Source organism: Cypionkella sp. TWP1-2-1b2, assembly GCF_049896245.1.
GTDB lineage: Bacteria > Pseudomonadota > Alphaproteobacteria > Rhodobacterales > Rhodobacteraceae > Cypionkella.
Genome location: NZ_JAFCTX010000003.1, coordinates 1 through 25,559, shown reverse-complemented (window position 1 = coordinate 25,559; position 25,559 = coordinate 1). Strand labels below are relative to the sequence as shown.

Genomic DNA, 25,559 nt, shown 5'->3' with positions numbered 1-25,559 from the left:
ACATCAACCTTGGATATCCAGACGCTTCGCACCGCCCACCCCGATCACTGGATGCGCGCGGCCGCCATTCGCACGCTGACATTGGACGCCGTTGCCGCCGCCAATTCCGGCCACTCTGGCATGCCGATGGGCATGGCCGATGTGGCGACGGTGTTGTTCGAAAAGCACCTGAAGTTTGATCCGAAAGCGCCGCGTTGGGCGGACCGGGACCGGTTTATTCTGTCGGCGGGGCATGGCTCGATGCTGATCTATTCGCTGCTGTACCTGACCGGGTATGCGGATATGACGATTGAGCAGATCAAGCATTTCCGGCAATGGGGCGCGATTACGGCGGGGCACCCGGAATATGGTCATGTGTCGGGGGTCGAGACCACCACCGGGCCTCTGGGTCAGGGCATTGCCAATTCGGTGGGTTTTGCGATTGCCGAGGAGAATTTGCGGGCGCGTTGGGGGTCCAAGGTGCAGGACCACTATACCTATGTGATCGCGGGCGATGGTTGTCTGATGGAGGGGGTTTCGCAGGAAGCCATTGGTTTGGCTGGTAAATTGCAGCTAAGCCGCTTGATCGTGATGTGGGACAACAACGGCATCACCATCGATGGCAAAGTGTCGATGTCGGATGTGACCGATCAGCGGGCGCGGTTTGCCGCCAGCGGTTGGAACGTGCTGCATTGCGACGGCCATGATCCGGTGGATATTGACCGGGCTTTGACGGCGGCGAAAAAGTCGGACAAGCCGACGTTGATTGATTGCAAAACCCATATCGCTTTGGGTCATGCGGCGCAGGACACGTCCAAAGGCCACGGCGCTTTGACGGACCCGGCGCAGATGAAGGCCGTGAAAGAGCTTTATGGCTGGACGTCTGAGCCCTTCGTTATTCCGGCTGCGATCAAGGCGCAGTGGGAGGCGTTTGGTTTGCGCGGTGGGGTTGCCCATGCCGAATGGGAGGCGCGGTTTGCGGCTTTGTCTCCGGCCAAGCAGGCCGAGTTCAAGCGGATTTTCGCAGGCGATGTGGTGGCGAAACTGCCTGCGATCATTCGTGGGGTGAAGAAAGCAGCTTCAGAAGCGGGGGCCAAGCTTGCGACCCGTTCGGCGTCCGAAAAAGTGCTGGCGGCGGTGAACCCGATTTTGCCGGAAACCATTGGTGGCTCGGCGGATTTGACCGGGTCGGTCAACACCAAGACTGCCGATCTGGGCGTGTTTAGCGCGGAAGATCGCAAGGGCCGATACATCTATTACGGCATCCGCGAGCATGGCATGGCATCGGCGATGAACGGTATGGCTTTGCATGGCGGGGTGCGTCCGTATTCCGGCACCTTCATGTGCTTCACTGACTATGCGCGGCCTGCGATGCGTCTGTCGGCTCTGATGGGGATTCCGGTGGTTTATGTGATGACGCATGATTCCATCGGCTTGGGCGAAGATGGCCCGACGCACCAGCCGGTTGAGCATCTCGCGATTTCGCGGGCGACGCCAAACACTTATGTATTTCGTCCGGCAGATTTGGTGGAAACCGCTGAGGCTTGGGAGATTGCGCTGACCTCGAAGAAAACTCCGTCGGTGCTGGCTTTGTCGCGGCAGAACCTGCCGACGGTGCGGAAGGTGCATACCAACACCAACTTGGTCGCCAAGGGGGCTTATGTGCTGGAGGAGGCCGTCGGCAAGCGTCAGGTCATTCTGATGGCGACGGGCTCGGAAGTGGAGATTGCGCTGAAGGCGCGCGATTTGCTGCAAGCCGAGGGGATTGGCACCCGTGTGGTATCGGTGCCGTCGATGGAGCTGTTTGCGGCGCAGGACGAGGCGTACCGCCGCAAGGTGCTGCCGCCCGGTCCAGTGCGGGTGGCGATTGAAGCCGGTGTGCGTCAGGGCTGGGATCGCTGGTTGCTGGGTGAGCGCGGCCGTGATGGCAAGGCTGATTTCGTTGGGATGTCGAGCTTTGGGGCCTCGGCTCCGATGGAGCGGCTGTACAAAGAATTCGGCATCACGGCTGAGAATGCTGTGGCGAAGGTTAAAGCGCTGCTTTGAGATTGGCGTAATGGCGGGGTGAACCCCGCCATACCCCCGCGTAGATGCCGGATTTTCTCAAAATCCGGGACGAAATTTCTCAAATTTCGATGTCGCTTACATTTGAAATGGGCCGCGCTTAATGCGCGGCCTTTTTCTTGCCGGTGATCGCGGACCATGCGGGCATGAAGATCTTGGTGGCAACCGGGATCAGCAGAAGCCCCAAGGCCAGACCCAGCACGCCATCGCAGGCGGCAGTTACAGCCCATTCCACCAGACCAGCGGCTTGCGGCAAGGTTTCGGCTGCGGTGACGGCCCAATGGTGGATGGTGGCATAGGGCTCGTGTTGTCCCAAGACATCCAAGCCGTGGGTGATGATATTGCCGCCGACCCAAAGCATCGCGAGGGTGCCGACGGTGGACAGAAAGCTCATCAGTTTCGGCATCGCAGTGACAAGGCCCCGGCCAAAGCTGCGGGCGGCAGAGGTTTTGCGATGGGTTGCCATGTGCAGGCCGACGTCATCCATTTTAACGATCAGCGCCACCGCCCCGTAGACGACCACGGTGATCATGGTGCCGACGATGGCGAGGGTAATTGCCTCCATCCAGAAACCACCAGCTGGGATGGCGGCCAGCGCGATGGTCATGATCTCGGCTGACAGGATGAAATCGGTTTTGATTGCGCCTGCGACCTTTTCTTCTTCCAGATGGGCAGGGTCTTTGGTGTCGAAATCTTCCTGAACCTGATCATCGCCATGCGGCTGCAGCGCGTGATACACCTTCTCAGCGCCTTCAAAGCACAGATAGGCCCCTCCCAGCATCAGCAAAGGCGTGATCGCTTGTGGCAGGAAGGCGTTCAGCGCCAAAAGACCGGGCAGCAGGATGATCAGCTTGTTTTTCAGCGAGCCTTTGGCGATGCGGTAGATGATCGGCAACTCGCGCTTGGCCTCAAAGCCGTGGACGTATTTCGGCGTCACGGCGGCATCGTCGATCACCACCCCCGCCGCTTTCGCCCCGGCTTTCGCCGCAGCCCCCGCGATGTCGTCAATCGACGCCGCGGCCACTTTGGCGATCGCCGCGACATCATCCAGAAGTGCCAGTAAACCGCTCATGCCTGCCTCATCGCTATTCTGCCTAAAGTATCTAGGTGCTGCACATGCAAAAAGCAAAACCTGTGGCGTGTTAGCGCGAACAGGCTATGTTTGCGATAACATATTGAATTTGCGTCGTTTTCATACTTTTCGCCCACGTCCGGCTTGCCTATAGCACAATGGGATAGAGGTCGAAACCAAGGGATGCGCGCATGATAACCATCGGGATCAACGGATTTGGCCGGATTGGCCGTTGCACTTTGGCGCATATCGCGGAATCCGCGCGCAATGATGTGCAGGTGGTGGCGATCAATGCGACCGGGCCGATTGAGTCCAATGCGCATCTGCTGAAATATGATTCGGTGCATGGGCGGTTTCCGGGTGTGGTGAAGATCTCGGGCAACGAGCTGGACCTAGGCCGTGGGCCGATGCGGGTGATGAGCACCTATAACCCCGAGGAATTGGACTGGGACGGCGTCGATGTGGTGCTGGAATGTACCGGGCAATTCAACGCGCGTGAGAAGGCTGCGGTGCATCTGGGGCGCGGGGCAAGGCGGGTGTTGGTGTCGGCTCCGGCCAAGCGGGCGGATATGACGGTGGTGTATGGCGTCAATCATCGCGGGCTGACGGCGGATCATCATGTGGTCTCAAACGCGTCTTGCACGACGAATTGTCTCGCGCCCTTGGCGAAGGTTCTGAACGACGCCATCGGGATTGAGAGCGGGATCATGACCACGATCCACAGCTATACCGGCGATCAGCCAACTCTGGACCGCCGCCACAAGGATTTGTACCGGGCGCGGGCGGCGTCGATGGCGATGATTCCAACCTCGACTGGGGCTGCGCGGGCGCTGGGGGATGTGCTGCCGGAATTGGCGGGGTTGCTGGATGGCTCCTCCATCCGGGTGCCGACGCCCAACGTCTCGGCGGTAGATCTGACCTTCATCGCCAAGAAGTCGGTGACGGTGCATGAGGTCAACGAGATCGTGCGCGCGGCGGCTGCGGGTTACATGGGAATGGTGATGGCCTATGATCCCGAACCCAAAGTATCAATCGACTTCAATCACACGCCACATTCGTCTATCTTCGCGCCAGACCAGACCAAAGTGGTGGGCCGCTCGGTGCGGGTGCTGGCTTGGTATGACAATGAATGGGGCTTTTCCTGCCGTATGGCCGACGTGGCCGGGGTGATGGGGCGGCTGCTGCAATAAAGCGGAGATGCCGTGACCGACCATATTGCTTTGGTGCTAGCCCTGCTGATTGCCGCAGTGATTGGGCTGGATACGGTCTTCAATGGCGGGCAAGCCTGCCTGTTTTTGCTGCGCAAGTTGCTCGATCTGGTTCAATATGTGATGATCTGGCGGTAAGGTTCAAACTTGCCGTTGATTGTCACGCCAGTTTCGTGATGTTAGCGCTAGCAATGTTGCGCGCGAGTCGCGCCGTTTTCAGGAGGTTAGCTCATGGCCGTAAAAGTCGCCATTAACGGATTTGGTCGGATCGGCCGCAACGTGCTGCGCGCGATCATCGAATCGGGCCGCACCGATATCGAAGTGATCGCGATCAACGATCTGGGCCCGGTGGAAACCAACGCGCATTTGCTGCGCTTTGATTCGGTGCATGGCCGCTTTCCGCATGTTGTGACCACCACCGCCGACACCATCGACGTGGGCCGTGGCCCGATGCGGGTGACGGCACTGCGCAATCCGGCAGAACTGCCGTGGGGCGATGTGGATATCGCGCTGGAATGTACCGGGATTTTCACCAGCAAAGAGAAGTGCAAGGCGCATCTGGAGAATGGTGCGAAACGCGTGCTGATCTCTGCCCCGGGTGAGGATGCCGATAAGACGATTGTGTTTGGGGTGAACCATGACACGCTGACTTCGGCGGATTTGGTGGTTTCCAACGCGTCTTGCACCACGAACTGCCTGTCGCCAGTGGCCTATGTGCTGAACAAGCTGATCGGCATCGAAAAGGGTATGATGACGACGATCCACAGCTATACCGGTGATCAGCCGACGCTGGATACCATGCACAAGGATCTGTATCGCGGTCGCGCGGCGGCTTTAAGCATGATTCCGACCTCGACCGGGGCTGCGAAGGCGGTTGGTCTGGTGCTGCCCGATCTAAAAGGCCGGCTGGATGGCTTCGCGATCCGCGTTCCTACGCCGAACGTCTCGGTTGTTGATCTGAAGTTCATCGCCAAGCGGGCAACTTCGGTGGAGGAAATTAACTCCGCGATCAAGGAAGCTGCGACTTCCGGGCCGCTGAAAGGTATCTTGGGCTATACCGAGTTCAAGAATGTCTCGTCGGATTTCAACCACGACCCACATTCCTCGGTGTTCCACATGGACCAGACCAAGGTGATGGACGGCACTTTCTGCTCGATCCTGTCGTGGTATGACAATGAATGGGGCTTCTCAAACCGGATGGCGGATACCGCTGTGGCCATGGGTAAGCTGATTTGAGACGAGCGTAGGGCGGAATTCGCGCGAATTCCGGCACGATTTCTGATAGAAATCGGTTGGGGGTGCCTTTGGGTGCCCCCTTTTCGTTACGGCGCAAATGCACAAGCTATGCACGAAACGCAATGTCGCAACGCAGCATTGTCGGTTGTTGGCGCTAACAGCTTTCCTATATTTTGATCATGCGAAAGGGACAAAGCCATCCGGGCCAAGTCATCGCAGAGGAAAAGGAAACACGATGAAATCGCTTATTGCTCAACTGCGTGTCGCTGCCGAGAAACATGCCTTGTATCGTCGCACCCGCGATGAGATCGCTGGGATGCCGCGCCGGGTCGCACTCGATCTGGGCATCTTCCCCGAGGATGCAGAACGCATCGCCCGCAAGGCTGTCTGGGGTTAAGCGGCCATGGCTTAGGCCGAAAATCTGCGACGTTACGGGGGCCAGTTGGCCCCCTTTTCATTTGAGAAATTCCAAGCCTTTGGCGAAGCGTCTCGCGTTCGCTTGATAGTTTTCGGCGGATTTTATCAAGCGCGCTTGCGCCTCGGCATCAAGTTGCCGCACCACCTTGCCCGGCGCACCCATCACCAAAGAACCATCGGGAATTTCCTTGCCTTCGGTGATCAGCGCCCCTGCCCCGATCAGGCAGCCTTTGCCGATTTTCGCCCCGTTCAGCACCGTTGCCCCCATGCCGATCAAGCTGCCTTCGCCGATGGTGCAGCCGTGCAGCATCGCCTTGTGACCGATGGTGCAGTTTGCAGCGATGGTCAGCGGGTAACCCATATCAGTGTGCAACACGGCGTTTTCTTGGATGTTCGAGCCGCGCCCGATGCGGATTTCCTCATTGTCGCCGCGCAGGATCGCGCCGAACCAGATGTTGGCGTCAGCTTCTAACGTCACCTTGCCGATCAGCACGGCGGTGTCGGCGACCCAAGCCGAAGGGTCGATCTGCGGGGCGATGCCGTCGAGGGCGTAGATCATCGGGTTTCAAACTCTCGGTTCAGATTGCGGACAAAATCCGACAGGTCAGGCTGACGGTCGCGTTTCAGGCGTTCTGCTTGAAGAATGGCCGTCAACTCATTGAAAGCGCTGTCGATATCGCGATTTATGATAACGTAGTCATATTCAGCCCAATGGCTGATTTCATCGCGGGATCTCTCCATCCGGCCTGCGATGACCTCATCACTATCTTGCGCACGGGCGCGCAGGCGCGCCTCCAATTCAGCTATGGAAGGCGGCAGGATGAAGATCGACACCACATCGCGGCCCAGCGACGAGTTGCGGATTTGCTGGCCGCCTTGCCAATCAATGTCAAAAAGCGTGTCGCGGCCCTCGCGCATTGCGGCCTCGACCGGGGCTTTCGGCGAGCCATAGAAATTGCCGAACACCTCGGCATGTTCCAGCATTTCACCCGATTGCACCAAGGACTCAAAGGCTTCGCGCGGGTGGAAATAATATTCGCGGCCATCTTCCTCGCCGGGGCGGGGTTGGCGGGTGGTGGCTGAGATCGAAAACCGCAAAGTCGGATCCCATTGCATCAGCCTGCGCGCGAGCGTGGATTTGCCCGCACCGGACGGTGAGGACAGGATCAGCAAAAGGCCGCGACGGGTGGGTGTTTGGGCCATGATTATTCCACGTTTTGAACCTGTTCGCGCATCTGATCTATCAGGGTCTTCACGTCAAGCCCGATGCGGGTCAGCCCCAAGCTTTGCGATTTGGAACACAGCGTGTTGGCCTCGCGCATGAATTCCTGCATCAGGAAATCAAATTTGCGTCCAACCTGCCCCGCTTCGCTCAAAAGAATACGGGCGGCGTCGATATGGGCGCGCAGGCGGTCGAGTTCTTCGGTCACATCATTTTTGACCGCGATCAGTGCGAGTTCCTGAGCAAGGCGCGTCTCATCGACGCCTTCGGCATTGGCGAGAACCTTGGCAAGCGCGTCGCGAAGGGTGGCGGGGGCTGCGTCGCGGCGGGCTTTGGCCTCGGCGTCGGCCTGCCCGGTCAGATCGGTGATCTTGTCGAGTTGAGCCGCGATCACGCTGTTGAGGGCTGCGCCTTCGGAGGCGCGCATCGCTTGGAAATCGCTCAGCAATCCGGGCAGGTCGGCGAGAAGGGCGGTGCGGATCGGGGTGGCGTCGCTATCGCTGCTTGTGGTGTCTAGCACACCGCGGGCAGCAAGCACGTCGGCCGAGGTCGGCTGGGCAAGGGTGACGCCTGCGGCCATGGCGGCGTCTTCGATTTGGGCCAAGGCGCTGAGGACAGCGGACAGCGTGGCGGGGTTGAGGCGGAGGGTTTCTGCGCCCTCGGCTAAGCCATCGCGACTGGCTTTCAGCGACAGGCTGACGTTGCCGCGTTGCAGGGCGCGGCTGAGTTCAGAGCGTAAGGCAAGTTCCAGACCATCAATCCAATCAGGCAGACGCAGGCGCAGATCAAGGCCCTTGCCGTTCACCGAACGGATATCCCAAGCCCAAGTGTAACCCGCCCCCTGCCCTTTGCGCGCGGCGAATCCTGTCATCGAAACTGTCATCGCTTGCTCCTTTGGCACCATGCGCTGGGGACGCTTGGGTGTTTACCATTTGTTGAGATTGTCTGCAAAATGCGCGGCAACCGGTGTATATTAACTTATCAGTAAGCAATCTTAAGTTGCAGACCCTGCACGCCTAGATTGCCGTAAAACCGAAGCCTGCTGGAGGGCCTACGATGGTAACTTTCTTTGGTAAAGGCCCGCATGGCAAGGGCGGTGATCGCAGCGGGTCCTCAGCTGACACTCTGGCGGCGTTGCAAGTGGTGCGCGGTTATTGGGAAGCGTTGCGGGTGGCGGGTGGCCTGCCTGCGCGTGGCCAGATTGATCCGCGTGGCATGGCAGATTGTTTGGACAAGGTGTTTTTGATCGAGTAGATCGCGCCGGGGCTGGCGCGGTTTCGACTTGCGGGGATGGCTTTGAACGATCTGCTGGGCATGGACGTACGTGGGATGCCGCTGTCGGCCCTGTTTGAGCCGGTGGCACGGGCGCGGATCGGGCATGAGTTGGAGCAGGTGTTTGCCTCGCCTGCGATCATGGAGGTTTGGCTGGAGGCAGAGCGTTCGGTGGGGCGGCCCGCCTTGTCGGGGCGGATGCTGTTGTTGCCGCTGGCGGGCGCTGCGGGTGAGCCGAAGCTGGCGTTGGGATGTTTGGTGACGCAAGGCCAGTTAGGGCGGCAGCCGCGACGGTTTGCGATTTCGGGACTGGTGCGTGAATTGGTGGCGGGATCTGGCTTGCGGCTGGTGCCGGATGCGGGGCACTTGGAGCCTGCGCCGCCGCGTGCTTCGGGGCGGGCGGAGTTGCGGCTGGTGAGTTCGCGCGGGTAAAAAAAGGGGGCTTTCCGCCCCCTCGGCTTCGCCTCACCCCCGAGAGTATTTGCGCCAATGTGAAATGCAAAAGAGCGGGGAGCAATGTCCCCGCCCTTTTATATTAAGTTTATGAGCTGCTTACAGCGCGACGCGGCGGGCCGCTTCGCGTTGGGCGGAGAGTTCTTCCGACACCAAAAACGCCAGTTCCAGCGATTGACTTGCGTTCAGGCGCGGATCGCAGGCGGTGTGGTAGCGGTCGGACAGATTTTCATCGGTCACCGCGCGCAGGCCGCCAGTGCATTCGGTGACGTCTTGGCCGGTCATCTCAAAATGCACGCCGCCGGGCACTGTGCCTTCGGCTTTGTGGATCTGGAAGAATTCGCGGACCTCGCGCAGCACCGATTCAAAAGGGCGGGTTTTGTAGCCCGACGCGGCTTTGATGGTGTTGCCGTGCATCGGATCGCAAGACCAGACCACGTTGGCACCTTCTTCCTGCACGGCTTTGATCAGGCGCGGCAGGTTTTCACCAACTTTTCCGGCACCGAAGCGCGCGATCAGGGTCAGGCGGCCGGCCTCATTTTGCGGGTTCAACTTGGCCATCAGCACTTTCAGATCATCCGCCATGGTGGTCGGGCCGCATTTCAACCCGATCGGGTTCAAAACGCCACGCGCGAATTCGACATGCGCGCCGTCGGGCTGACGGGTGCGGTCGCCGATCCAGATCATATGGCCCGAACCTGCCACGTTCTGGCCGGTGATGCTGTCCACCCGGCAGAGCGCCTCTTCATATTCCAGCAACAGCGACTCGTGGCTGGTGTAGAAATCGACGGTCGCCAGCGAAGGCGCTGAATCGGAATTGATACCAGCCGCCGACATGAAATCCAGCGCATCAGAGATGCGGTTCGAGAGTTCGCGGTAACGCTCGGCCTTGTCATGCTCGGCGAAGCCAAGGGTCCAGGAATGGACACGGTGGATATCGGCGAAACCACCCGTCGAAAACGCGCGCAGCAGGTTCAGCGAGGCAGCGGCTTGGGTATAGGCTTGCAGCATCCGCGCAGGGTCAGGGCGACGCGCCTCGGCCGTCGCCTCAAAGCCGTTGATGATGTCACCCCGGTAGGACGGGTATTCGACGCCGCCGATGATCTCGGTGTTGGCCGAGCGCGGTTTGGCGAATTGCCCTGCCATGCGGCCAACCTTGATCACCGGAACTTTCGCACCATAGGTCAGCACCACCGCCATTTGCAGCATGACGCGGAAAGTGTCGCGGATGTTGTCGGCCGAGAATTCGGCGAAGCTTTCGGCGCAGTCACCGCCTTGCAGCAGAAACGCCTTACCCTCGCCCGCCAAGGCCAGTTGTTTCTTCAGCTTGCGGGCCTCGCCAGCAAAGACCAGCGGGGGATACTTGGCCAGTTGCGCCTCAACCGTGTTGAGCGCAGCGGTGTCTGGATAATCAGGCATCTGCACGCGCGGTTTTGCGCGCCAATCCGACTTTGTCCAACCCTTGGTCATGGGAGTTCCCCCTCTGTTAGCGATATCGGGGCGGTATAGAAAAAATATGCGGGATTGCAAAGAGCGAAAGGCGGTGATTGTGCATGGTTCGCCCTTGCGGACGCCGTTATTTCCTGTTTCCTTGCAACAAAACCGACACAAACAGGTCGCAACATGTCCGCCCTTCCGCGCAAAGCCACCCAAGTAGAAAAGGCTGACGCGCCGCGTCGGTTTGTCTTCTTGCTGCTGGACAAGTTCACGATGATGTCCTTTGCGGGTGCATTGGAGCCCTTGCGGGTGGCCAACCGGGCATCGGGTGAAGCGTTGTATTCCTGGGCGCTGGCGGGTGAAGGCGGGCTGGAGGTACGATGTTCGAACGGAGCCGCGTTCAAATTGGACATGGGGCTGGATGAGATCGAGCGTGAGGATGTTCTGCTGGTTTGCGGCGGTCTTGATATCCAGAGGAGCACTACGAAGAATGTGCTGAACTGGCTGCGCCGCGAGGCGCGGCGTGGGGTGGTGATTGGCGGAATTTGTACCGGATCTTATACGATGGCCAAGGCCGGTCTTCTGGACGGCAAGAAAGCCACCATCCACTGGGAAAATCAGGATAGCTTTCTTGAGGAATTCGAAAATGTCAAACTGACCAGGTCGATCTTTGTGATGGATGGCAACCGCTGGAGCACCGCAGGGGGCACCTCGCCCATCGACCTGATGCTGAAAGTGGTGGCCACCGATCATGGCGAGAATCTGGCAAATACCGTGGCCGACCAGTTGATCTATTCCAGCATCCGCACCGATCAGGACACCCAGCGCTTGTCGATCCCGACGCGGATCGGGGTGCGGCATCCGAAACTGTCTCAGGTCATTCAGATGATGGAAAACGCCATCGAAGACCCAATGAGCCCGGCGGATCTGGCCGAGGATGTGGGGATGTCTACCCGGCAGTTGGAGCGGTTGTTTCGCCGCTATCTCAATCGCTCACCCAAGCGTTATTACATGGAACTCAGGCTGCAAAAGGCGCGCAACCTGTTGATGCAGACCGATATGTCGGTGATCAACGTCGCCTTGGCTTGCGGTTTTGCCAGCCCGTCGCATTTCTCAAAATGCTACCGCAGCCATTACAACACCACGCCTTACCGCGAGCGGGGCACCCAAGGGATGCCCAGCCCCGGCATTGGTGTGCGGTTGTCGATCTGAGGCCGCCTAGAACACGTTGGCGTTTGAACCCAGTGGATCTGCGCCAAAACGATTGGCTCCGCCGGTGCCGCGCGAGCAAAACCAGACCAGCAGGATGATCGCGCCGACCAGCGGGATCAGACCGATCAGCAGCCACCAACCCGATTTATCCAGATCATGCAGGCGGCGCACCGCAACCGCGAGGCCGGGCAGCAGGTTGATCAGCGACCAGATCATCGAGAACGTGCCGCCGACCACGGCAAACTGCATCGAGCCTGCGCCACGGCTGAACGAACCGCCGCCCTCGATCAGCGCGATGGCCAAGCCAACACCAACCTGAAACAGCACCCACCACCAATAGGCCGAGCGCTGCGCGCGCCCTGAGAAATTGACGTAGTTGGCATAGCCAGATTTCACGGCTTCGACAAAATTCATGCACAGTTTCCCAAACGCAATTTGGCACCTTTGCACGCTGCCCGATAATCTGTCCAGAAAATGCCAGTCCAAGCTGCAACGCCGCCCAGTTTTCACCCAAACGCCTACACATTCGCCGAGCCTTACTACTTTAAGCTTGAAATAGTGTCCTTCCGACACTAGCCTGTTTTCAACCTGTCGCAGCCAAAGCTGATGTATCGGAAGAAAAAGTTGTCCTTTAAGACGCTTTTCTTTTGCGAAACGCCGCTCTAGGCTCGACGGCAGGATTGCGATCCAACATGGGAGATAACAATGAAAAAACTGCTTTTGGCCTCGGCGGCAACCGCGCTTTTGGCTGGTGCCGCTTCGGCGGAAGATGTGAAAATTGGCGTGCTGATCGGCTTTACCGGGCCAATCGAATCGCTGACCGGCCATATGGCCAATGCGGCTGAGCTCGCGATGTCGGAAGCCAATGCTTCGGGCAAAGCGCTGAACGGCTGGAACTTTGTCTCAGTCCGTGCAGATGATACCTGCGGCGACTCGGCTGCCGGTACTGCGGCAGCAGAGCGGATTGTGACGGCTGACGGCGTCAAGGGCATCATGGGCGGCGATTGCTCGGGTGTGACCGGGGCTGTGTTGCAGAACGTCGCGCGTCCGAACGGCATCGTGATGGTGTCGCCTTCGGCCACCTCGCCGGCTTTGTCGAGCGCTGAAGATGACGGCCTGTTCTTCCGCACCGCACCTTCGGATGCACGCGAAGGTGAAGTCATGGGCGACATTCTGGTCGAGCATGGCGTGAAGTCGATAGCACTCACCTATTCCAACACCGACTACGGCAAGGGTCTGTCCGAGGCGATTGCCGCGGCGTTCACCGCCAAGGGCGGCACCGTGACCATCAATATCCCGCATGAAGACGGAAAGGCTGATTACTCGGCTGAAGTCGCGTCCTTGGCGGCGGCTGGTGGCGATCTGCTGGTTGTGGCGGGCTATCTTGACCAAGGCGGTAAGGGCATCATCCAAGCCTCGCTTGACGCGGGCGCTTTCACCAAATTCGGTCTGCCGGGCGGTATGGTCGGGGATAACCTGCCGAAATCCATCGGTCCGGCTTTGGACGGCTCGTACGGCCAAGTCGCACAATCGGACAGCCCCGGTGCTGCGATCCTGACCGAAATGGGCAAAACTTCGGCAGCACCTTTTGATGCCACCTCGCCCTATTCGATGGAATCGTATGACGCGGCGGCATTGATCATGCTGGCGATGCAGGCGGCAAATTCCACCGACTCGAAAGTCTACAAAGACAAGGTGATGGAAGTCGCCAATGCGCCGGGTGAAAAGATTCTGCCCGGCGAAATCGGCAAAGCGCTGGAGCTGATCGCGGCTGGCAAAGACATCGACTATGATGGCGCGTCGGGCGTGGAATTGATCGGTCCGGGCGAAAGCGCTGGCCGTTACCGCGAGTTTGAAGTCAAGGGCGGCAAATACGAAACCATCAAGTTCCGTTGATTTTGGTCTGAAACATCTAAGCACGGCCCGGGGTTACGCCTCGGGCCGTTGCTGTCAAAAAGCACGCCCGCATGGAGACATGACAAGAGGCGGCGGACAGGGGGAAATATGATCGTTGTCGAAGACCTTCATCGGCATTTCGGCGGCTTCAGGGCTGTTGACGGGGCGTCATTAGAGATTAGGGCCGGATCAATCACCGGCCTGATCGGGCCGAATGGTGCAGGCAAAACCACTCTGTTCAATGTGATCGCGGGAAGGCTATCGCCAACCTCTGGCCGGGTGAAGATGGCGGGCGAGGATATCACCGGCCTGCCGCCACATGAGTTGTTCGGCAAGGGCCTGCTGCGTACATTCCAGATCGCGCATGAATTTGGCAGCATGACGGTGCGGGAAAACCTGATGATGGTGCCCGCGGCGCAATCGGGCGAAAGCCTGTGGAACGCCGTATTCAACCGAAGCGCTGTCGCGGCTGAGGAAAAGCGCATCCGCGAGAAGGCTGACGAGGTGTTGGAATTTCTGACGATCACCCATCTGGCCGATCAACGCGCGGGCAATATCTCGGGCGGGCAGAAGAAATTGCTGGAACTGGGCCGTACCATGATGGTCGATGCCAAGATGGTTTTCCTTGATGAGGTCGGCGCAGGCGTCAACCGTACCCTGCTCAACACCATTGGCAATGCGATTGTGCGGCTGAACAAAGAGCGCGGCTATACGTTCTGCGTCATCGAACATGACATGGATTTCATCGCCCGCATCTGCAACCCGGTGATCTGCATGGCCGAGGGCAAAGTGCTGGCGCAGGGGACGGTTGAGGAAGTGAAGAACAACGAAAAGGTCATCGAGGCGTATTTGGGCACCGGGTTGAAGAACAAGGTGAAGGAGGCGGCGGCACATGTCTGACCCCTTCCTGATTGGCGAGAATATGACCGGCGGCTATGGTCCGGTGGATATTCTGCACAACTGCACGATTGCTGTCGAAAAGGGCCAGATCGCGGTAATCGTCGGCCCGAATGGCGCGGGCAAATCCACTGCGATGAAGGCGGTGTTTGGCATGCTCAATCTGCGTGGCGGGCGGGTGATGCTGGATGGGGAGGATATCACCAAGCTTTCCCCGCAGGCCCGCGTGCACAAGGGCATGGGCTTTGTGCCGCAGACCAGCAACATTTTCACCTCGATGACGGTGGAAGAAAACCTTGAGATGGGGGCGTTTATCCGCACCGATGATACCCGCGATACTATGGCGCAGATCTACGATCTGTTCCCGATCCTGAAGCAAAAGCGCTTTCAGGCGGCGGGGGAATTGTCGGGTGGGCAGCGTCAGCAGGTGGCAGTCGGGCGCGCGCTGATGACACAGCCGAAGGTTCTGATGCTGGACGAGCCGACCGCTGGCGTGTCGCCAATCGTGATGGACGAGTTGTTTGACCGCATCATCGAGGTCGCCCGCACCGGGATTTCCATTCTGATGGTGGAACAGAACGCCCGTCAGGCGCTGGATATCGCCGATAAAGGCTATGTTCTGGTGCAGGGCGCCAATCGCTTTACCGACACGGGGCAGGCTTTGCTTGCTGATCCCGAAGTCCGTCGTTCGTTTCTGGGGGGCTGAAAGATGCGCAGGATTATCGTTTTGCTTGTGGCGCTGCTGCCCGCGCCCGGCTTCGCTGCCGAGTTGTGGTGCATGCCTGACACCATCTGCCGCCCGAATGGCAAATGCCATGCCACAACGGATGAGGAAAGCTCTTTGCGTTTGCAGGACATGGTGACCAAGAAAACCACGATGCGCAGTCATGCTGAAACCATCGCGATGACGCGTAAAAAGTCAGGGACCGCTGTGGAATGGCGCGGCACCAGCGCAAGCGGCGACCGCGAATATGTTATATGGTCGAAAGTCACCAATGCCTTCACCTACAGCATTGCGGACCCGGACGGATCGGTCTGGAAATCCACCGGCGTCTGTGAGGTGCAATGATGGATATGCTCAACGCCCTTGTGGCCTTTCTGAACTTTGTCGTGGTGCCGGGCTTTGCCTATGGCAGTCAACTCGCGCTGGGTGCGCTGGGGTTGACCTTGGTGTTTGGCATCCTGCGGTTTTCCAACTTTGCACATGGCGATACCATGGCGTTTGGCACGATGTGGGTGATCCTGATCACCTGGTGGTTCCAAAGCATGGGGATTTCTGCGGGGCCATTGCCGACGGCCCTGCTTGCCCTGCCCTTCGGGGTTGCGATCACTTGCGCTTTTGTGCTTGGCACCGACCGCGTGGTGTATCGGTTTTACCGCAAGAAAAAGGCGGCCTCGATCATTCTGGTGATTGTCTCCACGGGTGTCATGTTCATCCTGAATGGGCTGACCCGGATGATCATCGGGCCAGAGGAGCAAAGCTTTGCCGATGGCGCGCGGTTTGTGATGACGGCGCAGCAATTCAAGGACATGACCGGGCTGCAAGAGGGTCTGGCGATCAAATCCACCACCGCGATCACCGTGATCATGGCGACGGTCTGTGTGGCGTTGCTATTCTGGTTCTTGCAGAAAACCCGCACCGGCAAGTCGATGCGGGCGTTCTCGGATAACGAGGATCTGGCGCTGCTGTCCGGCATCAATCCCGAAAAGGTGGTGATGGTGACTTGGATCATCGCCACGGCTTTGGCGGTGATCGCGGGCACGCTGTACGGCATCGACAAATCCTTCCGCCCGTTCATCTATTTCCAACTGCTGTTGCCGATTGCGGCGGCGGCGGTGGTGGGTGGTCTTGGCAACCCGCTGGGTGCTATTGCGGGCGGCTTTGTCATCGCGTTCTCGGAAGTCTTTGTGACTTATGCGTGGAAAAAGGTGGTGCTGTATCTGGCCTCGGTTGATCTGGCACCAACGCAACTGCTGCAACTTTTGTCCACCGATTACAAATTCGCGGTCAGCTTCTCGATCCTGATTATCGTGTTGCTGTTCATGCCGACCGGCATCTTCAAGGGGAAGTGACATGAATCCGATGCGTTTGCTCTGGATCGGACTAGGCCTCATTTTCGCGGCAGCGGAAATGTTTGGCGGGCTGAATTTGACAGTCGGCGAATGGATTGTTTTGGGCGCGTCTTTGGCACTGATCCCAATCGGCTCTATGCTGCACAGGAACCTTGGCCTGTTCGCTTTGCTGGGCTTCTTGTTTGTAGCGACGGGACTGATGCAAAGCTGGAACCTGAGCCTGCAAATCTTCAACATCGGCATCCTGAGCGCGATCATGGCTTTGGGCGTGAACATGCAATGGGGCTATGCCGGGCTGTTTTCAACCGGGATCATGGGCTCGGTGGCTTTGGGTGGTTTGGCGGTGGTGGTGGTGTCAGCGCAGCCGGTGCCAGAGGCTTGGGCTGCGGGCGGGCCGCGTTTGTTGGTGAGCCTTGCGTTCGGTTTGGCGGTGATCGCAGCGGCGGTGGCGACATATCGCCGGATGCAGGGACGTGCGCGCAACTGGACCGTGGCCGCGATCCTGATCGGTGGCTTCTTTGCCTATCGCGCGATTTATGACCCGGCGGTGACGGCGATTGAGGCGTTTAATCCGGCAATCTATGGCAATATCGGCGGCTTTGGTTTGCCATCGCTACTGTCTTGGCCGGTGGGAGCGCTGTTTGCAGGGGTGGCTGCTTGGGCGATTGGCAAGGTCGCTTTGGGTTTGCGCTCGGATTATCTGGCGATTGCGACGCTGGGGATTGCCGAGATTGTGCTGGCGGTAATGAAGAATGAGGACTGGCTGTCGCGCGGGGTGAAGAACCTTGTCGGTCTGCCACGGCCTTGGCCGGTGCCGTATGAGGTTGATTTGCAAAAGTCAGCCGAGTTTGTTGGCTGGGCGCAGAATTGGGGGTTTGATACGATTTCTGCCTCCACCATCCTCGTCAAGCTGTTGTATATGCTGATCTTTGGTCTGGTTTTGCTGGCGCTGATCTGGATATCCGAGCGGATGCTGAACAGCCCTTGGGGCCGGATGATGCGGGCGATCCGGGATAATGAAGTCTCGGCTTCTGCGATGGGCAAGAACGTCACCGCCCGGCATTTGCAGATTTTCATCATCGGCTCGGCTGTGGTGGGGATGGCGGGCGCGATGCTGACCTCGATGGAGGGGCAGTTGACGCCCGGCAATTACTCGCCGCTGCGCTTTACGTTTTTGATCTGGGTGATGGTGATTGTCGGCGGCTCTGGCAACAACTGGGGCGCGGTTCTGGGTGGGTTGCTGCTGGGCTGGCTGTGGCTGATTGTCGAGAACGCGGGCCCGGTGTTTATGGGCTATCTGACCTATCCGCTGCCAGCCGGGGCCTTGAAGGCGCATCTGATTGATGCCGCCCCGCATCTGCGGTTGGTGACGTTGGGAGCGGTGTTGCTGTTGGTGCTGCGGTTCAGTCCTAAGGGGCTGATCCCAGAGAAGTAGCGGGCCACAGGCCCCAATCCTGCGCGAAGAAATGGAAAACCTGCTGCGGCGCTGCCGTCAGCGGGTTTTCTTTTACCCGGCCAAAGATCATGCCGTTGGGATGGGTTTGCGCCCAAGTTTTCAGGCTTGGCAGATCGGGGGTCAGAGCGATAGGCGTGGTCAGACGGGCAAGGAAGTTGATCTCGGCATTGTATTCGGCGTTGGTCACTGCAAGACCGTTGGCTTCATAGGTGGCAAGGATGTTGGCAAGGGCTTGGCCATCATAGGCCGCGTAAAGCCCGGTGGTGGCGATGATGCCGTGGAGGCCGAGGGTTAGGGCGACGCCCGCGAGCAAATGACCGGGGATGCGCGGCAAGCGCCAGATCATCAGGGAGAGGATCAGGCACAGGGCTGCGAAGGCGGTGAGCGGCCAGTAGGGCGCGAGTTGCGCGAGATCGGCTTTGGCGGGGATCAGGCCAAGGCCGATGGCCCCTGCCCCGGCGGCGATCAGCACTAGGGCAGCCCAAGCCATACTGCCGGATTTGGCGCGCACAGAGGCATGGGCGAACAGCAACGCCATCGCGGGATAGGCGGGCAGCAGGTAATGGGCTTGTTTGCCGGAAATCAGCGAGAACAGGATCAGGGTGGAGGTGGCCCAGATCGTGCAGAGTTTGATCGCGGGGTCGCTCCATGAGCCACTGAACCCGCGCCACAGGCGGATCGACCAGCCCCATGGGAACAGCAAAAGCGGCAGCAGGGCGATCAGGAACCAGAACGGGCGGTCGTGGGCCATGCCGCCAGCCACGCGGGCGGCGGATTGGGTCCAGAGCAGTTCAGTGCGGAATTCCGGCGTGGCGGTGAGCAGGGTTGGCACGAGCCAGAGGGCGATCAGGGCGAGGGCAACCAGCAACGCGCCGCCAAAGCCCTTGGCGATTTCGGTGGCCTTGGGCGGGTTCGGTGCCCAGTAGGGCATGGTCAATAGCACTGGCATCAGGTGGACGAGGATGACCGGGCCTTTCGCATAGACGCCGAACGCGAGGGCGAGGCCGAAGGTTATCCAGCCGCCCCTGCCCTGTCCAATGCTCCACAAAGCTGCGATGCCGCCGAGGACGCCAAGCGCAAGCAATGCGTCGAACATGGTGGCCGAGCCGTAGATCAGAAACACCGGAAAGCCTGACAGGATCAGCGCCGCACGGATTCCCAGGTTCTCGGCGGGCCACAGGCGGCGGGCGAGCAGCGTCGTGCCAGCGACCATCCCAACCGCACAAGCAGGGCCGACGAGGCGGGCGGCGAATTCGGATACCCCCGTAAGCAGCCAGACCAGATTGATCATCACGAACAGCAAAGGCGTTTTATGCGTATACATCTCGCCATTCTTGGTCAGATGCACAGGGTCGCCGGACAGCCACATCTCCCACGCGACGGACAGATATCGCGTTTCGTCAATCGGCAATAGTGGCCGCATGGCGACAAGGGCGGCAAGCACCACCGCCACACCGATCAGAATTGGCCAAAGTTTACCCAGCATTTGCGCCTCCGTTGCTGCGCCTTTGCTACAATGATCCGCCGCTAGGGTCTACCGTGGCGCTTGCGCTTCATTTGCGACGCATTTTGTCGTGGACGGGGCGGTGATTTGTGCGGGAGGGCTTATTTTAGCGCAAAAGGGCTGCGGCCCCGCGATTTCAAAAGGATTCACAGATGAAAACCCATACCCGCGTTGTTGTGATTGGCGGCGGCGTTGTCGGCTGCTCGGTTTTGTATCATCTGACCAAATTAGGCTGGTCGGATGTGACGCTTATTGAGCGGTCTGAGTTGACGAGCGGCTCCACCTGGCACGCGGCGGGCGGCTTTCATACGCTGAACGGCGACACCAATATGGCGGCGTTGCAGGGCTATACGATCCGGCTTTATAAAGAGTTGGAGGCGATCACGGGAATGTCCTGCGGGCTGCACCATGTGGGCGGCATTACGCTGGCCGACAATCAGGAACGCTTTGATCAGTTGAAGGCGGAACGCGCCAAGCACCGCTACATGGGGCTTGACACTGAAATTCTCGGCCCAGAGGAAATCGCCAAGCTGACCGACGGGATGGTCAATCTGGAAGGCATCATCGGCGCGCTTTATGATCCGCTTGATGGTCACCTTGACCCCTACGGCACCACCCACGCCTATGCCAAAGCCGCCAAGATGGGCGGGGCCGAGATTGTGCTGCACACCAAGGTCATCGCAACCAATCCCACCCGCGACGGCTGGGAGGTTGTCACCGACAAAGGCACCATCACCTGCGAGCATCTGGTCAACGCCGCCGGACTTTGGGCACGGGAAGTGGGCGCGATGGCGGGGGTTTACCTGCCGCTTTTGCCCATGGCGCACCAATATCTGGTGACAGACGACATCCCCGAGATCGTCGCCCGTGGCGGGCGCGAGTTTCCGCATGTGATGGACCCCGGCGGCGAATCCTATCTGCGGCAGGAGGGCCGGGGCTTCTGCATCGGCTTTTACGAAAAACCCTGCGAGGGGTGGAGCATCGACGGCACCCCTTGGACTTGGGGGCAGGAACTTCTGCCCGACGCCTATGACAAGATCGCCGACAGCATCGAATTTTCCTACCGCCGCTTCCCCGCCCTGCAAAAAGCGGGTGTCAAGCGCGTGATCCATGGGCCGTTCACCTTTGCCCCCGACGGCAACCCGCTGATTGGTCCGGTGCAGGGGTTGAAGAATTACTGGTCGGCTTGTGCGGTGATGGCTGGGTTCTCTCAGGGCGGCGGCATGGGGTTGGCGCTGGCGCAGTGGATGATCGAGGGCGAGGTTGAGCGTGATCCGCGCGGTTTTGATGTCAGCCGTTTCGGCACCTGGACCACGCCGGGCTACACCGTGCCGAAGGTGATCGAGAACTATCAGATGCGGTTCTCGGTCGGCTACCCGAACGAGGAACGCCCGGCAGCGCGGCCGTTCCGCACCACGCCGATGCATGACACCAACACCGCGCTGAACGCAGTTTGGGGCCAGCAATACGGGCTTGAGGTTGTCAACTATTATGCCCTGCCCGGTGAGCCGACCTATGAGGAGCCGACGTTCAAACGCTCTAACGCTTGGGAAGCCACGCGGCAGGAAGTGCTGGCGGTGCGCGAGGGCGTTGGCATCAACGAATTGCAGAATTTCGGCAAGTATATCGTCAAGGGTGCGAATGCGCGGGCTTGGCTGGACAAGATCATGGCGGGGAATATCCCCAAGGTTGGCCGCCTTTCCCTGACGCCGATGCTGGCACATTCCGGCAAGATCATCGGTGATTTCACGGTGTCTTGCCTGTCGGAAACCGAGTTCCAGCTGACCGCGAGCTATGGCGCGCAGGGCTGGCACTACCGCTGGTTTGAGCAGAACGCGATGGATGGCGTGACGGTGGAAAACGTCTCGGATGCGCGGACGGGCTTCCAGATTGCCGGGCCGAATGCGCGGGAGTTGTTGGCTCGGGTGACGCGCACCGATGTGTCGGGCGCTGCGTTCAAGTTTATGGACGTAAAGCGGATGACGGTGGGGATGGCGAATTGCATCGTGCAGCGCGTCAGCTACACCGCCGATCTGGGCTATGAGATTTTCTGCGATCACATGTCGGTGCGGCATCTGTGGGACACGCTGAACGCGGCGGGCAGCGATTTGGGCCTGCGGCCGTTCGGGATGCGGGCGATGATGAGCTTGCGGTTGGACAAGTGGTTTGGCTCGTGGGGGCGTGAGTTCAGCCCGGATTACACCCCCTGCGAGACGGGGCTGGATCGCTTCATCCGCTGGAACAAGGATGCCGAATGGATCGGCAAGGCGGCGGCCACGGCAGAGAAAGCCGCAGGTCCGAAGCGCAAGCTGGTCAGCTTTATCGTCGATGCCAAGGATGCCGATGTGGTGGCGTGGGAGCCGATCTGGCTGGAGGGTGCGGTCGTAGGCTTCTGCACCAGCGGTGGGTTCAGCCATTTCACCGGGAAATCGGTGGCAATGGGGTTCCTGCCTGCCGATAAAGTCAAGGATGGGCTTGAGTGCCATATCGAAATCCTTGGTGAGCACCGCAAAGCTGTGGTGCAACTGGCACCATTGTTTGACGCGGACGGCGCGCGGATGCGGGGCTGAAACTGGCTTGAAACGGTTGCATGTCTTTGATGATGCGCGCCGCTTCTTGGCTGGAACGGTCATTCCCCGCTGGGAATGACTTGTGGTATTGGCCAGTTTTTGGGCATATTTCCACACTATGTTGTCGTAAAGGTCTGAATGACGTGGTTTTCGATGCGTGAGACACACCAAACGCCAGACCCGGTTGCTTGACCGGGGCTTGGCTTTGCGTCACGCTTGTTCCATGCCGCTGACCATCCTGATCCCCGCCGCCGGAGCCAGCAGCCGTATGCGCGGCGGCGATAAGCTGTTGGAATTGGTGGACGGTGTGGCGATGCTGCGCAGGCAGGCGCAGATGGCGCGGGACGTTTGTGCCCAAGTGATCGTGACGCTGCGCATCGAGGATGTGGCGCGACGGCAGGCTGTGGCGGGTGTTGACGCTGTGGTGCTGTCGGTTGCTGCGGCAGACGAGGGCATGGCGGCCTCGATCCGCGCCGGGGCTAAGGCGGCACAGGGCGCGTTGATGATCCTGCCTGCGGATATGCCAGAGTTGAACGCGGATGATCTGCTGGCGTTGATCGCGGCTTTCGATCAGGCACCACGCGCCATTCTGCGCGGGGCAAGCAGCGATGGCAGGCCAGGGCATCCGGTGGTTTTTCCCGCAGATTTGCGGGGGGTGTTGCAGGATTTGCGCGGCGATGAGGGGGCGCGGAGCGTTTTGACGCAGTATCCCTCGCGTGTCAGGCTGATCGCCCTGCCCGATCAGCACGCGCTGACCGATCTGGACACACCGGAAGCTTGGGCGGCATGGCACGCAAGGCGACAAGGCTAGCGCGCGGAATTCGACACGAATTCCGACACGATTTCCGTCACGATTTCCGTCACGGAAATCGGCGGATCACGCCGAGAGCAGCACCTTGGCCTCATGCGCTTTCAGCGTCAGACGCGCCGCCGGGTAATCGGCGTGATCCAGCATAAGCTGGGGGAACAATTCTGCAATTTCCGCGCGCGGGCCATCTTCCATCGCATCCAACATCCGCTCGGCGGGTTGGAAGCTTTCGGTCCAGGCCCCATTGGCGCAGATGATCTCGTGATGCTCCAGCAGCAGGTGAATATAGGTCACACCGGGCGGCAAAATCTGCACAACCCCCGGCAAGGCGGTCAGATGGGCGGAGGCCACAAGCACCTCGGCCTCGCCAAACAGCATTTCCGGCAACGCACCTTCGATCAGCATGCGGTGCTGCGGCGAAACCAATGTATCGCGCTGCGGCAGGCCATAGCCGAGCGCGCCCTGCCCGATCTTCACCGGCTGCAGGTGCGGATGCGCGATCAGATCGCCCAAACCCAGCGTACGGCTGCCAATCCAGCGGATCGGTTGCAAGCCGTGATCGCGGGTCAACAGCAGATCGCCCGCCCGCAAATCCTCGACCACGACATCGCCGCGATCCGTCGTGATCATCACGCCGGGGGTGAAGCAGGGGATGACTTTCTCGATGTTCGAGAAGGTCATCGTGCCAATCACATGGCCCGCAGCATCAAGGAACTCGACGGTGCCATTCTCGGGATTCATCGGATCGTAGATGATATTGGTCAGCGCCCAGCCCCAGCTGGTCAGATCAAGCACGTCATTGTCGCCGACATTCTCACCGCCTGCGATCACATCGCCGTATGCGTTGGCATTGCCATCGACAAGAAACAGCTCGTTGCCCGCGCCGCCGTACAGCGTATCGGCCCCGGCCTCGCCCCGCAGCGTGTCATCGCCCGCATCGCCATAGACCACGTCATTGCCAAGCCCGCCATAGAGCAGGTCATTGCCGTCGCCACCGTACAGCAGATCGTTGTCAGCACCGCCAAAAAGCGTGTCGTTGCCCGCATCGCCGGACAGCGTGTCATTGCCCGCATCGCCGCTGATCAAATCGGTGCCGTCGCCGCCGAAAATCTGGTCATGGCCCGTGCCACCATAGATCGTGTCAGTGTCGGCGCCGCCGAAAATGCTGTCCTGACCGTCGCCGCCGTAGATCAGGTCATTGCCCGAACCTGCGTCCGCGCTGTCATCACCTGCCCCGGCATCGACGGTATCATTGCCAAGTGAGGCGTTGATCGAGTCATTGCCATCGCCGCCACTCAGCGCATCGTCACCGGCCCCAGCGAGCAATGTGTCATTGCCTGCGCCGCCAAGGATGCTGTCATTGCCCGAGCCGCCGTCAAGGCTATCGTTGCCGTCGCCACCGTCCAGCAGATCGTCACCGATGCCGCCGCTGAGAGAATCCTCGTTAAGACCGCCATAGAGCAGGTCATTGCCATCGCCCCCGGACAGGGTGTCATTGCCTGCATCGCCATAGACGGTGTCATTGCCAAGGCCGGTCGAGATCGTGTCATTGCCCGCGCCACCATAGGCAAGGTCGGTGCCGTCGCCGCCCAAGATGGTATCGTCGCCCAAGCCCCCAAGCAACGTGTCATTCCACACGCCCAGACCGCCGATGATGGAATCATTGCCATCGCCGCCGTCAATGCTGTCAGCTCCCTGCCCGCCATCCAGCGTGTCATTGCCCGCATCACCAAACAACGTGTCGTTGCCGTCACCACCATAAAGCTGGTCATTGCCCAAGCCGCCAAACAGGCTGTCATTGCCGAGATCGCCCGACAACGTGTCGTTCTCGGTGCCGCCGAGCAGGCTGTCATTGCCCACGCCACCGAGCAGGCTGTCGGCTTCGGTGCCACCGTCCAGCGTATCATCGCCATCGCCGCCAAGCAGGCTGTCATTGCCCGCCTCGCCGAGCAGGCTGTCATTGCCCAAACCGCCGAGCAGGCTGTCGTTGCCGGTGCCGCCATAAAGCAGATCATTGCCCGCGCCACCGTCCAGAGTATCCGAACCGTCGTCGCCGTAGAGCGTGTCGTTGTCAGCTCCGCCAAGCAGGCTGTCGTTGCCAAGGCCCCCGAACAGCAGATCATTGCCCGCATCACCCGACAGCGTGTCAGTGTCCAAACCGCCATAGAGGCTGTCGTTGCCATCGCCGCCGAGCAGGCTGTCGTTGCCAGCCTCGCCGAGCAGGCTGTCGGCTTCGGTGCCACCGTCCAGCGTATCATCGCCATCGCCGCCGAGCAGGCTGTCATTGCCCAAACCGCCAAGCAGGCTGTCGTTGCCGGTGCCGCCGTAGAGCAGATCAGCGCCCGCATCACCCGACAGCGTATCGCTGCCGTCGTCGCCGCTCAGGGTGTCGTTGTCAGCACCGCCAAGCAGGCTGTCGTTGCCGGTGCCGCCGTAGAGCAGATCAGCGCCCGCATCGCCCGACAGCGTGTCATTGTCCGCGCCGCCATAGAGGCTGTCATTGCCATCGCCGCCGAGCAAGCTGTCGTTGCCCGCCTCGCCGAGCAGACTGTCGGCTTCGGTGCCACCGTCCAGCGTATCATCGCCATCGCCGCCGAGCAGGCTGTCATTGCCCAAACCGCCAAGCAGGCTGTCGTTGCCGGTGCCGCCGTAGAGCAGATCAGCGCCCGCATCACCCGACAGCGTATCGCTGCCGTCGTCGCCGCTCAGGGTGTCGTTGCCGGTGCCGCCGTAGAGCAGATCAGCGCCCGCATCACCCGACAGCGTATCGCTGCCGTCGTCGC

22 protein-coding genes and 1 pseudogene are annotated in these 25,559 nt (G+C 60.0%); 15 read left to right on the top strand and 8 right to left on the bottom strand.

The window, feature by feature from the left end; genetic code table 11:
• Window positions 1-9: 9 nt before the first annotated feature.
• A complete protein-coding gene (gene tkt / locus ACP7AP_RS02225; protein ID WP_426031796.1) occupies window positions 10-2,025 on the top strand; it encodes a transketolase in 2,016 nt (671 codons plus the stop codon).
• A gap of 118 nt (window positions 2,026-2,143) precedes the next feature.
• Here tkt and ACP7AP_RS02220 read toward each other — a convergent pair whose 3' ends face one another.
• Window positions 2,144-3,115 carry a DUF808 domain-containing protein gene (locus tag ACP7AP_RS02220; RefSeq protein ID WP_426031794.1) on the bottom strand — a complete coding sequence of 324 codons (972 nt, stop codon included), beginning with the start codon at window positions 3,113-3,115 and terminating at the stop codon, window positions 2,144-2,146.
• Window positions 3,116-3,306: 191 nt separating this feature from the next.
• On the opposite strand from ACP7AP_RS02220, the gene gap (ACP7AP_RS02215) reads away from it, so the two are divergent.
• The 4 genes from gap (ACP7AP_RS02215) to ACP7AP_RS02200 all read left to right on the top strand — a co-directional run bounded on the left by gap (ACP7AP_RS02215) (window position 3,307) and on the right by ACP7AP_RS02200 (window position 5,956).
• The gene (gap, locus tag ACP7AP_RS02215; protein WP_426031792.1) at window positions 3,307-4,305 is read left to right on the top strand and encodes a type I glyceraldehyde-3-phosphate dehydrogenase; all 999 of its coding nucleotides are present in this window, start codon (window positions 3,307-3,309) and stop codon (window positions 4,303-4,305) included.
• A gap of 12 nt (window positions 4,306-4,317) precedes the next feature.
• Complete coding sequence (locus tag ACP7AP_RS02210; protein WP_426031790.1) at window positions 4,318-4,461, top strand: hypothetical protein; 144 nt, start codon at window positions 4,318-4,320, stop codon at window positions 4,459-4,461.
• 93 nt (window positions 4,462-4,554) lie between these two features.
• Window positions 4,555-5,559, top strand: coding sequence for a type I glyceraldehyde-3-phosphate dehydrogenase (gene gap, locus ACP7AP_RS02205; protein ID WP_426031788.1), 1,005 nt, complete (start codon window positions 4,555-4,557; stop codon window positions 5,557-5,559).
• A 235-nt stretch (window positions 5,560-5,794) separates the two neighbouring features.
• Window positions 5,795-5,956: a hypothetical protein gene (locus ACP7AP_RS02200; RefSeq protein ID WP_426031786.1), complete on the top strand. Its 162-nt coding sequence runs from the start codon at window positions 5,795-5,797 to the stop codon at window positions 5,954-5,956.
• A 57-nt stretch (window positions 5,957-6,013) separates the two neighbouring features.
• Here the strand turns inward: ACP7AP_RS02200 and ACP7AP_RS02195 are convergent, their stop codons facing one another.
• The 3 genes from ACP7AP_RS02195 to ACP7AP_RS02185 are packed head-to-tail and all read right to left on the bottom strand — an operon-like array spanning window position 6,014 to window position 8,081.
• Entirely contained in the window at window positions 6,014-6,535 is a 522-nt protein-coding gene (locus ACP7AP_RS02195; protein WP_426031784.1) for a gamma carbonic anhydrase family protein, read from the bottom strand.
• The gene (gene gmk / locus ACP7AP_RS02190; RefSeq protein ID WP_426031782.1) at window positions 6,532-7,179 is read right to left on the bottom strand and encodes a guanylate kinase; all 648 of its coding nucleotides are present in this window, start codon (window positions 7,177-7,179) and stop codon (window positions 6,532-6,534) included. The genes ACP7AP_RS02195 and gmk overlap by 4 nt, the downstream gene beginning before the upstream one ends.
• Window positions 7,180-7,181: 2 nt before the next feature.
• Complete coding sequence (locus tag ACP7AP_RS02185; protein ID WP_426031780.1) at window positions 7,182-8,081, bottom strand: YicC/YloC family endoribonuclease; 900 nt, start codon at window positions 8,079-8,081, stop codon at window positions 7,182-7,184.
• Between the two features lie 173 nt (window positions 8,082-8,254).
• Between ACP7AP_RS02185 and ACP7AP_RS02180 the strand changes: the two are divergent.
• Window positions 8,255-8,902: pseudogene (locus ACP7AP_RS02180) on the top strand (PAS domain-containing protein).
• Window positions 8,903-9,022: 120 nt separating this feature from the next.
• Here the strand turns inward: ACP7AP_RS02180 and ACP7AP_RS02175 are convergent.
• Window positions 9,023-10,393 (bottom strand): class II 3-deoxy-7-phosphoheptulonate synthase, encoded by a 1,371-nt coding sequence (locus tag ACP7AP_RS02175; protein ID WP_426031778.1) that lies wholly within the window; start codon window positions 10,391-10,393, stop codon window positions 9,023-9,025.
• A 153-nt stretch (window positions 10,394-10,546) separates the two neighbouring features.
• On the opposite strand from ACP7AP_RS02175, the gene ACP7AP_RS02170 reads away from it, so the two are divergent.
• Entirely contained in the window at window positions 10,547-11,572 is a 1,026-nt protein-coding gene (locus tag ACP7AP_RS02170; protein ID WP_426031776.1) for a GlxA family transcriptional regulator, read from the top strand.
• 6 nt (window positions 11,573-11,578) lie between these two features.
• On the opposite strand, the gene ACP7AP_RS02165 is transcribed toward ACP7AP_RS02170, so the two are convergent.
• Complete coding sequence (locus ACP7AP_RS02165; RefSeq protein ID WP_426031774.1) at window positions 11,579-11,986, bottom strand: DUF805 domain-containing protein; 408 nt, start codon at window positions 11,984-11,986, stop codon at window positions 11,579-11,581.
• Between the two features lie 291 nt (window positions 11,987-12,277).
• Between ACP7AP_RS02165 and ACP7AP_RS02160 the strand changes: the two genes are divergently transcribed.
• The 6 genes from ACP7AP_RS02160 to ACP7AP_RS02135 all read left to right on the top strand — a co-directional run bounded on the left by ACP7AP_RS02160 (window position 12,278) and on the right by ACP7AP_RS02135 (window position 17,873).
• Window positions 12,278-13,468 carry an ABC transporter substrate-binding protein gene (locus ACP7AP_RS02160; protein ID WP_426031772.1) on the top strand — a complete coding sequence of 397 codons (1,191 nt, stop codon included), beginning with the start codon at window positions 12,278-12,280 and terminating at the stop codon, window positions 13,466-13,468.
• A 108-nt stretch (window positions 13,469-13,576) separates the two neighbouring features.
• Window positions 13,577-14,368 carry an ABC transporter ATP-binding protein gene (locus ACP7AP_RS02155; protein WP_426031770.1) on the top strand — a complete coding sequence of 264 codons (792 nt, stop codon included), beginning with the start codon at window positions 13,577-13,579 and terminating at the stop codon, window positions 14,366-14,368.
• Window positions 14,361-15,071 (top strand): ABC transporter ATP-binding protein, encoded by a 711-nt coding sequence (locus ACP7AP_RS02150; RefSeq protein ID WP_426031768.1) that lies wholly within the window; start codon window positions 14,361-14,363, stop codon window positions 15,069-15,071. The genes ACP7AP_RS02155 and ACP7AP_RS02150 overlap by 8 nt, the downstream gene beginning before the upstream one ends.
• 3 nt (window positions 15,072-15,074) lie before the next feature.
• Window positions 15,075-15,434, top strand: coding sequence for a hypothetical protein (locus ACP7AP_RS02145; protein ID WP_426031766.1), 360 nt, complete (start codon window positions 15,075-15,077; stop codon window positions 15,432-15,434).
• Window positions 15,434-16,438, top strand: coding sequence for a branched-chain amino acid ABC transporter permease (locus tag ACP7AP_RS02140; RefSeq protein ID WP_426032113.1), 1,005 nt, complete (start codon window positions 15,434-15,436; stop codon window positions 16,436-16,438). The genes ACP7AP_RS02145 and ACP7AP_RS02140 overlap by 1 nt, the downstream gene beginning before the upstream one ends.
• 139 nt (window positions 16,439-16,577) lie before the next feature.
• Entirely contained in the window at window positions 16,578-17,873 is a 1,296-nt protein-coding gene (locus tag ACP7AP_RS02135; protein ID WP_426032111.1) for a branched-chain amino acid ABC transporter permease, read from the top strand.
• Here ACP7AP_RS02135 and ACP7AP_RS02130 read toward each other — a convergent pair.
• Window positions 17,848-19,380 (bottom strand): ArnT family glycosyltransferase, encoded by a 1,533-nt coding sequence (locus ACP7AP_RS02130; RefSeq protein ID WP_426031764.1) that lies wholly within the window; start codon window positions 19,378-19,380, stop codon window positions 17,848-17,850. The genes ACP7AP_RS02135 and ACP7AP_RS02130 overlap by 26 nt on opposite strands.
• Before the next feature lie 170 nt (window positions 19,381-19,550).
• On the opposite strand from ACP7AP_RS02130, the gene ACP7AP_RS02125 reads away from it, so the two are divergent.
• Complete coding sequence (locus ACP7AP_RS02125) at window positions 19,551-21,968, top strand: GcvT family protein (RefSeq protein ID WP_426031762.1); 2,418 nt, start codon at window positions 19,551-19,553, stop codon at window positions 21,966-21,968.
• A 223-nt stretch (window positions 21,969-22,191) separates the two neighbouring features.
• The gene (locus ACP7AP_RS02120) at window positions 22,192-22,779 is read left to right on the top strand and encodes a nucleotidyltransferase family protein (RefSeq protein WP_426031760.1); all 588 of its coding nucleotides are present in this window, start codon (window positions 22,192-22,194) and stop codon (window positions 22,777-22,779) included.
• A gap of 66 nt (window positions 22,780-22,845) precedes the next feature.
• Here ACP7AP_RS02120 and ACP7AP_RS02115 read toward each other — a convergent pair.
• A partial coding sequence (locus ACP7AP_RS02115; RefSeq protein ID WP_426031758.1) for a Hint domain-containing protein occupies window positions 22,846-25,559 on the bottom strand: 2,714 nt, incomplete at its 5' end.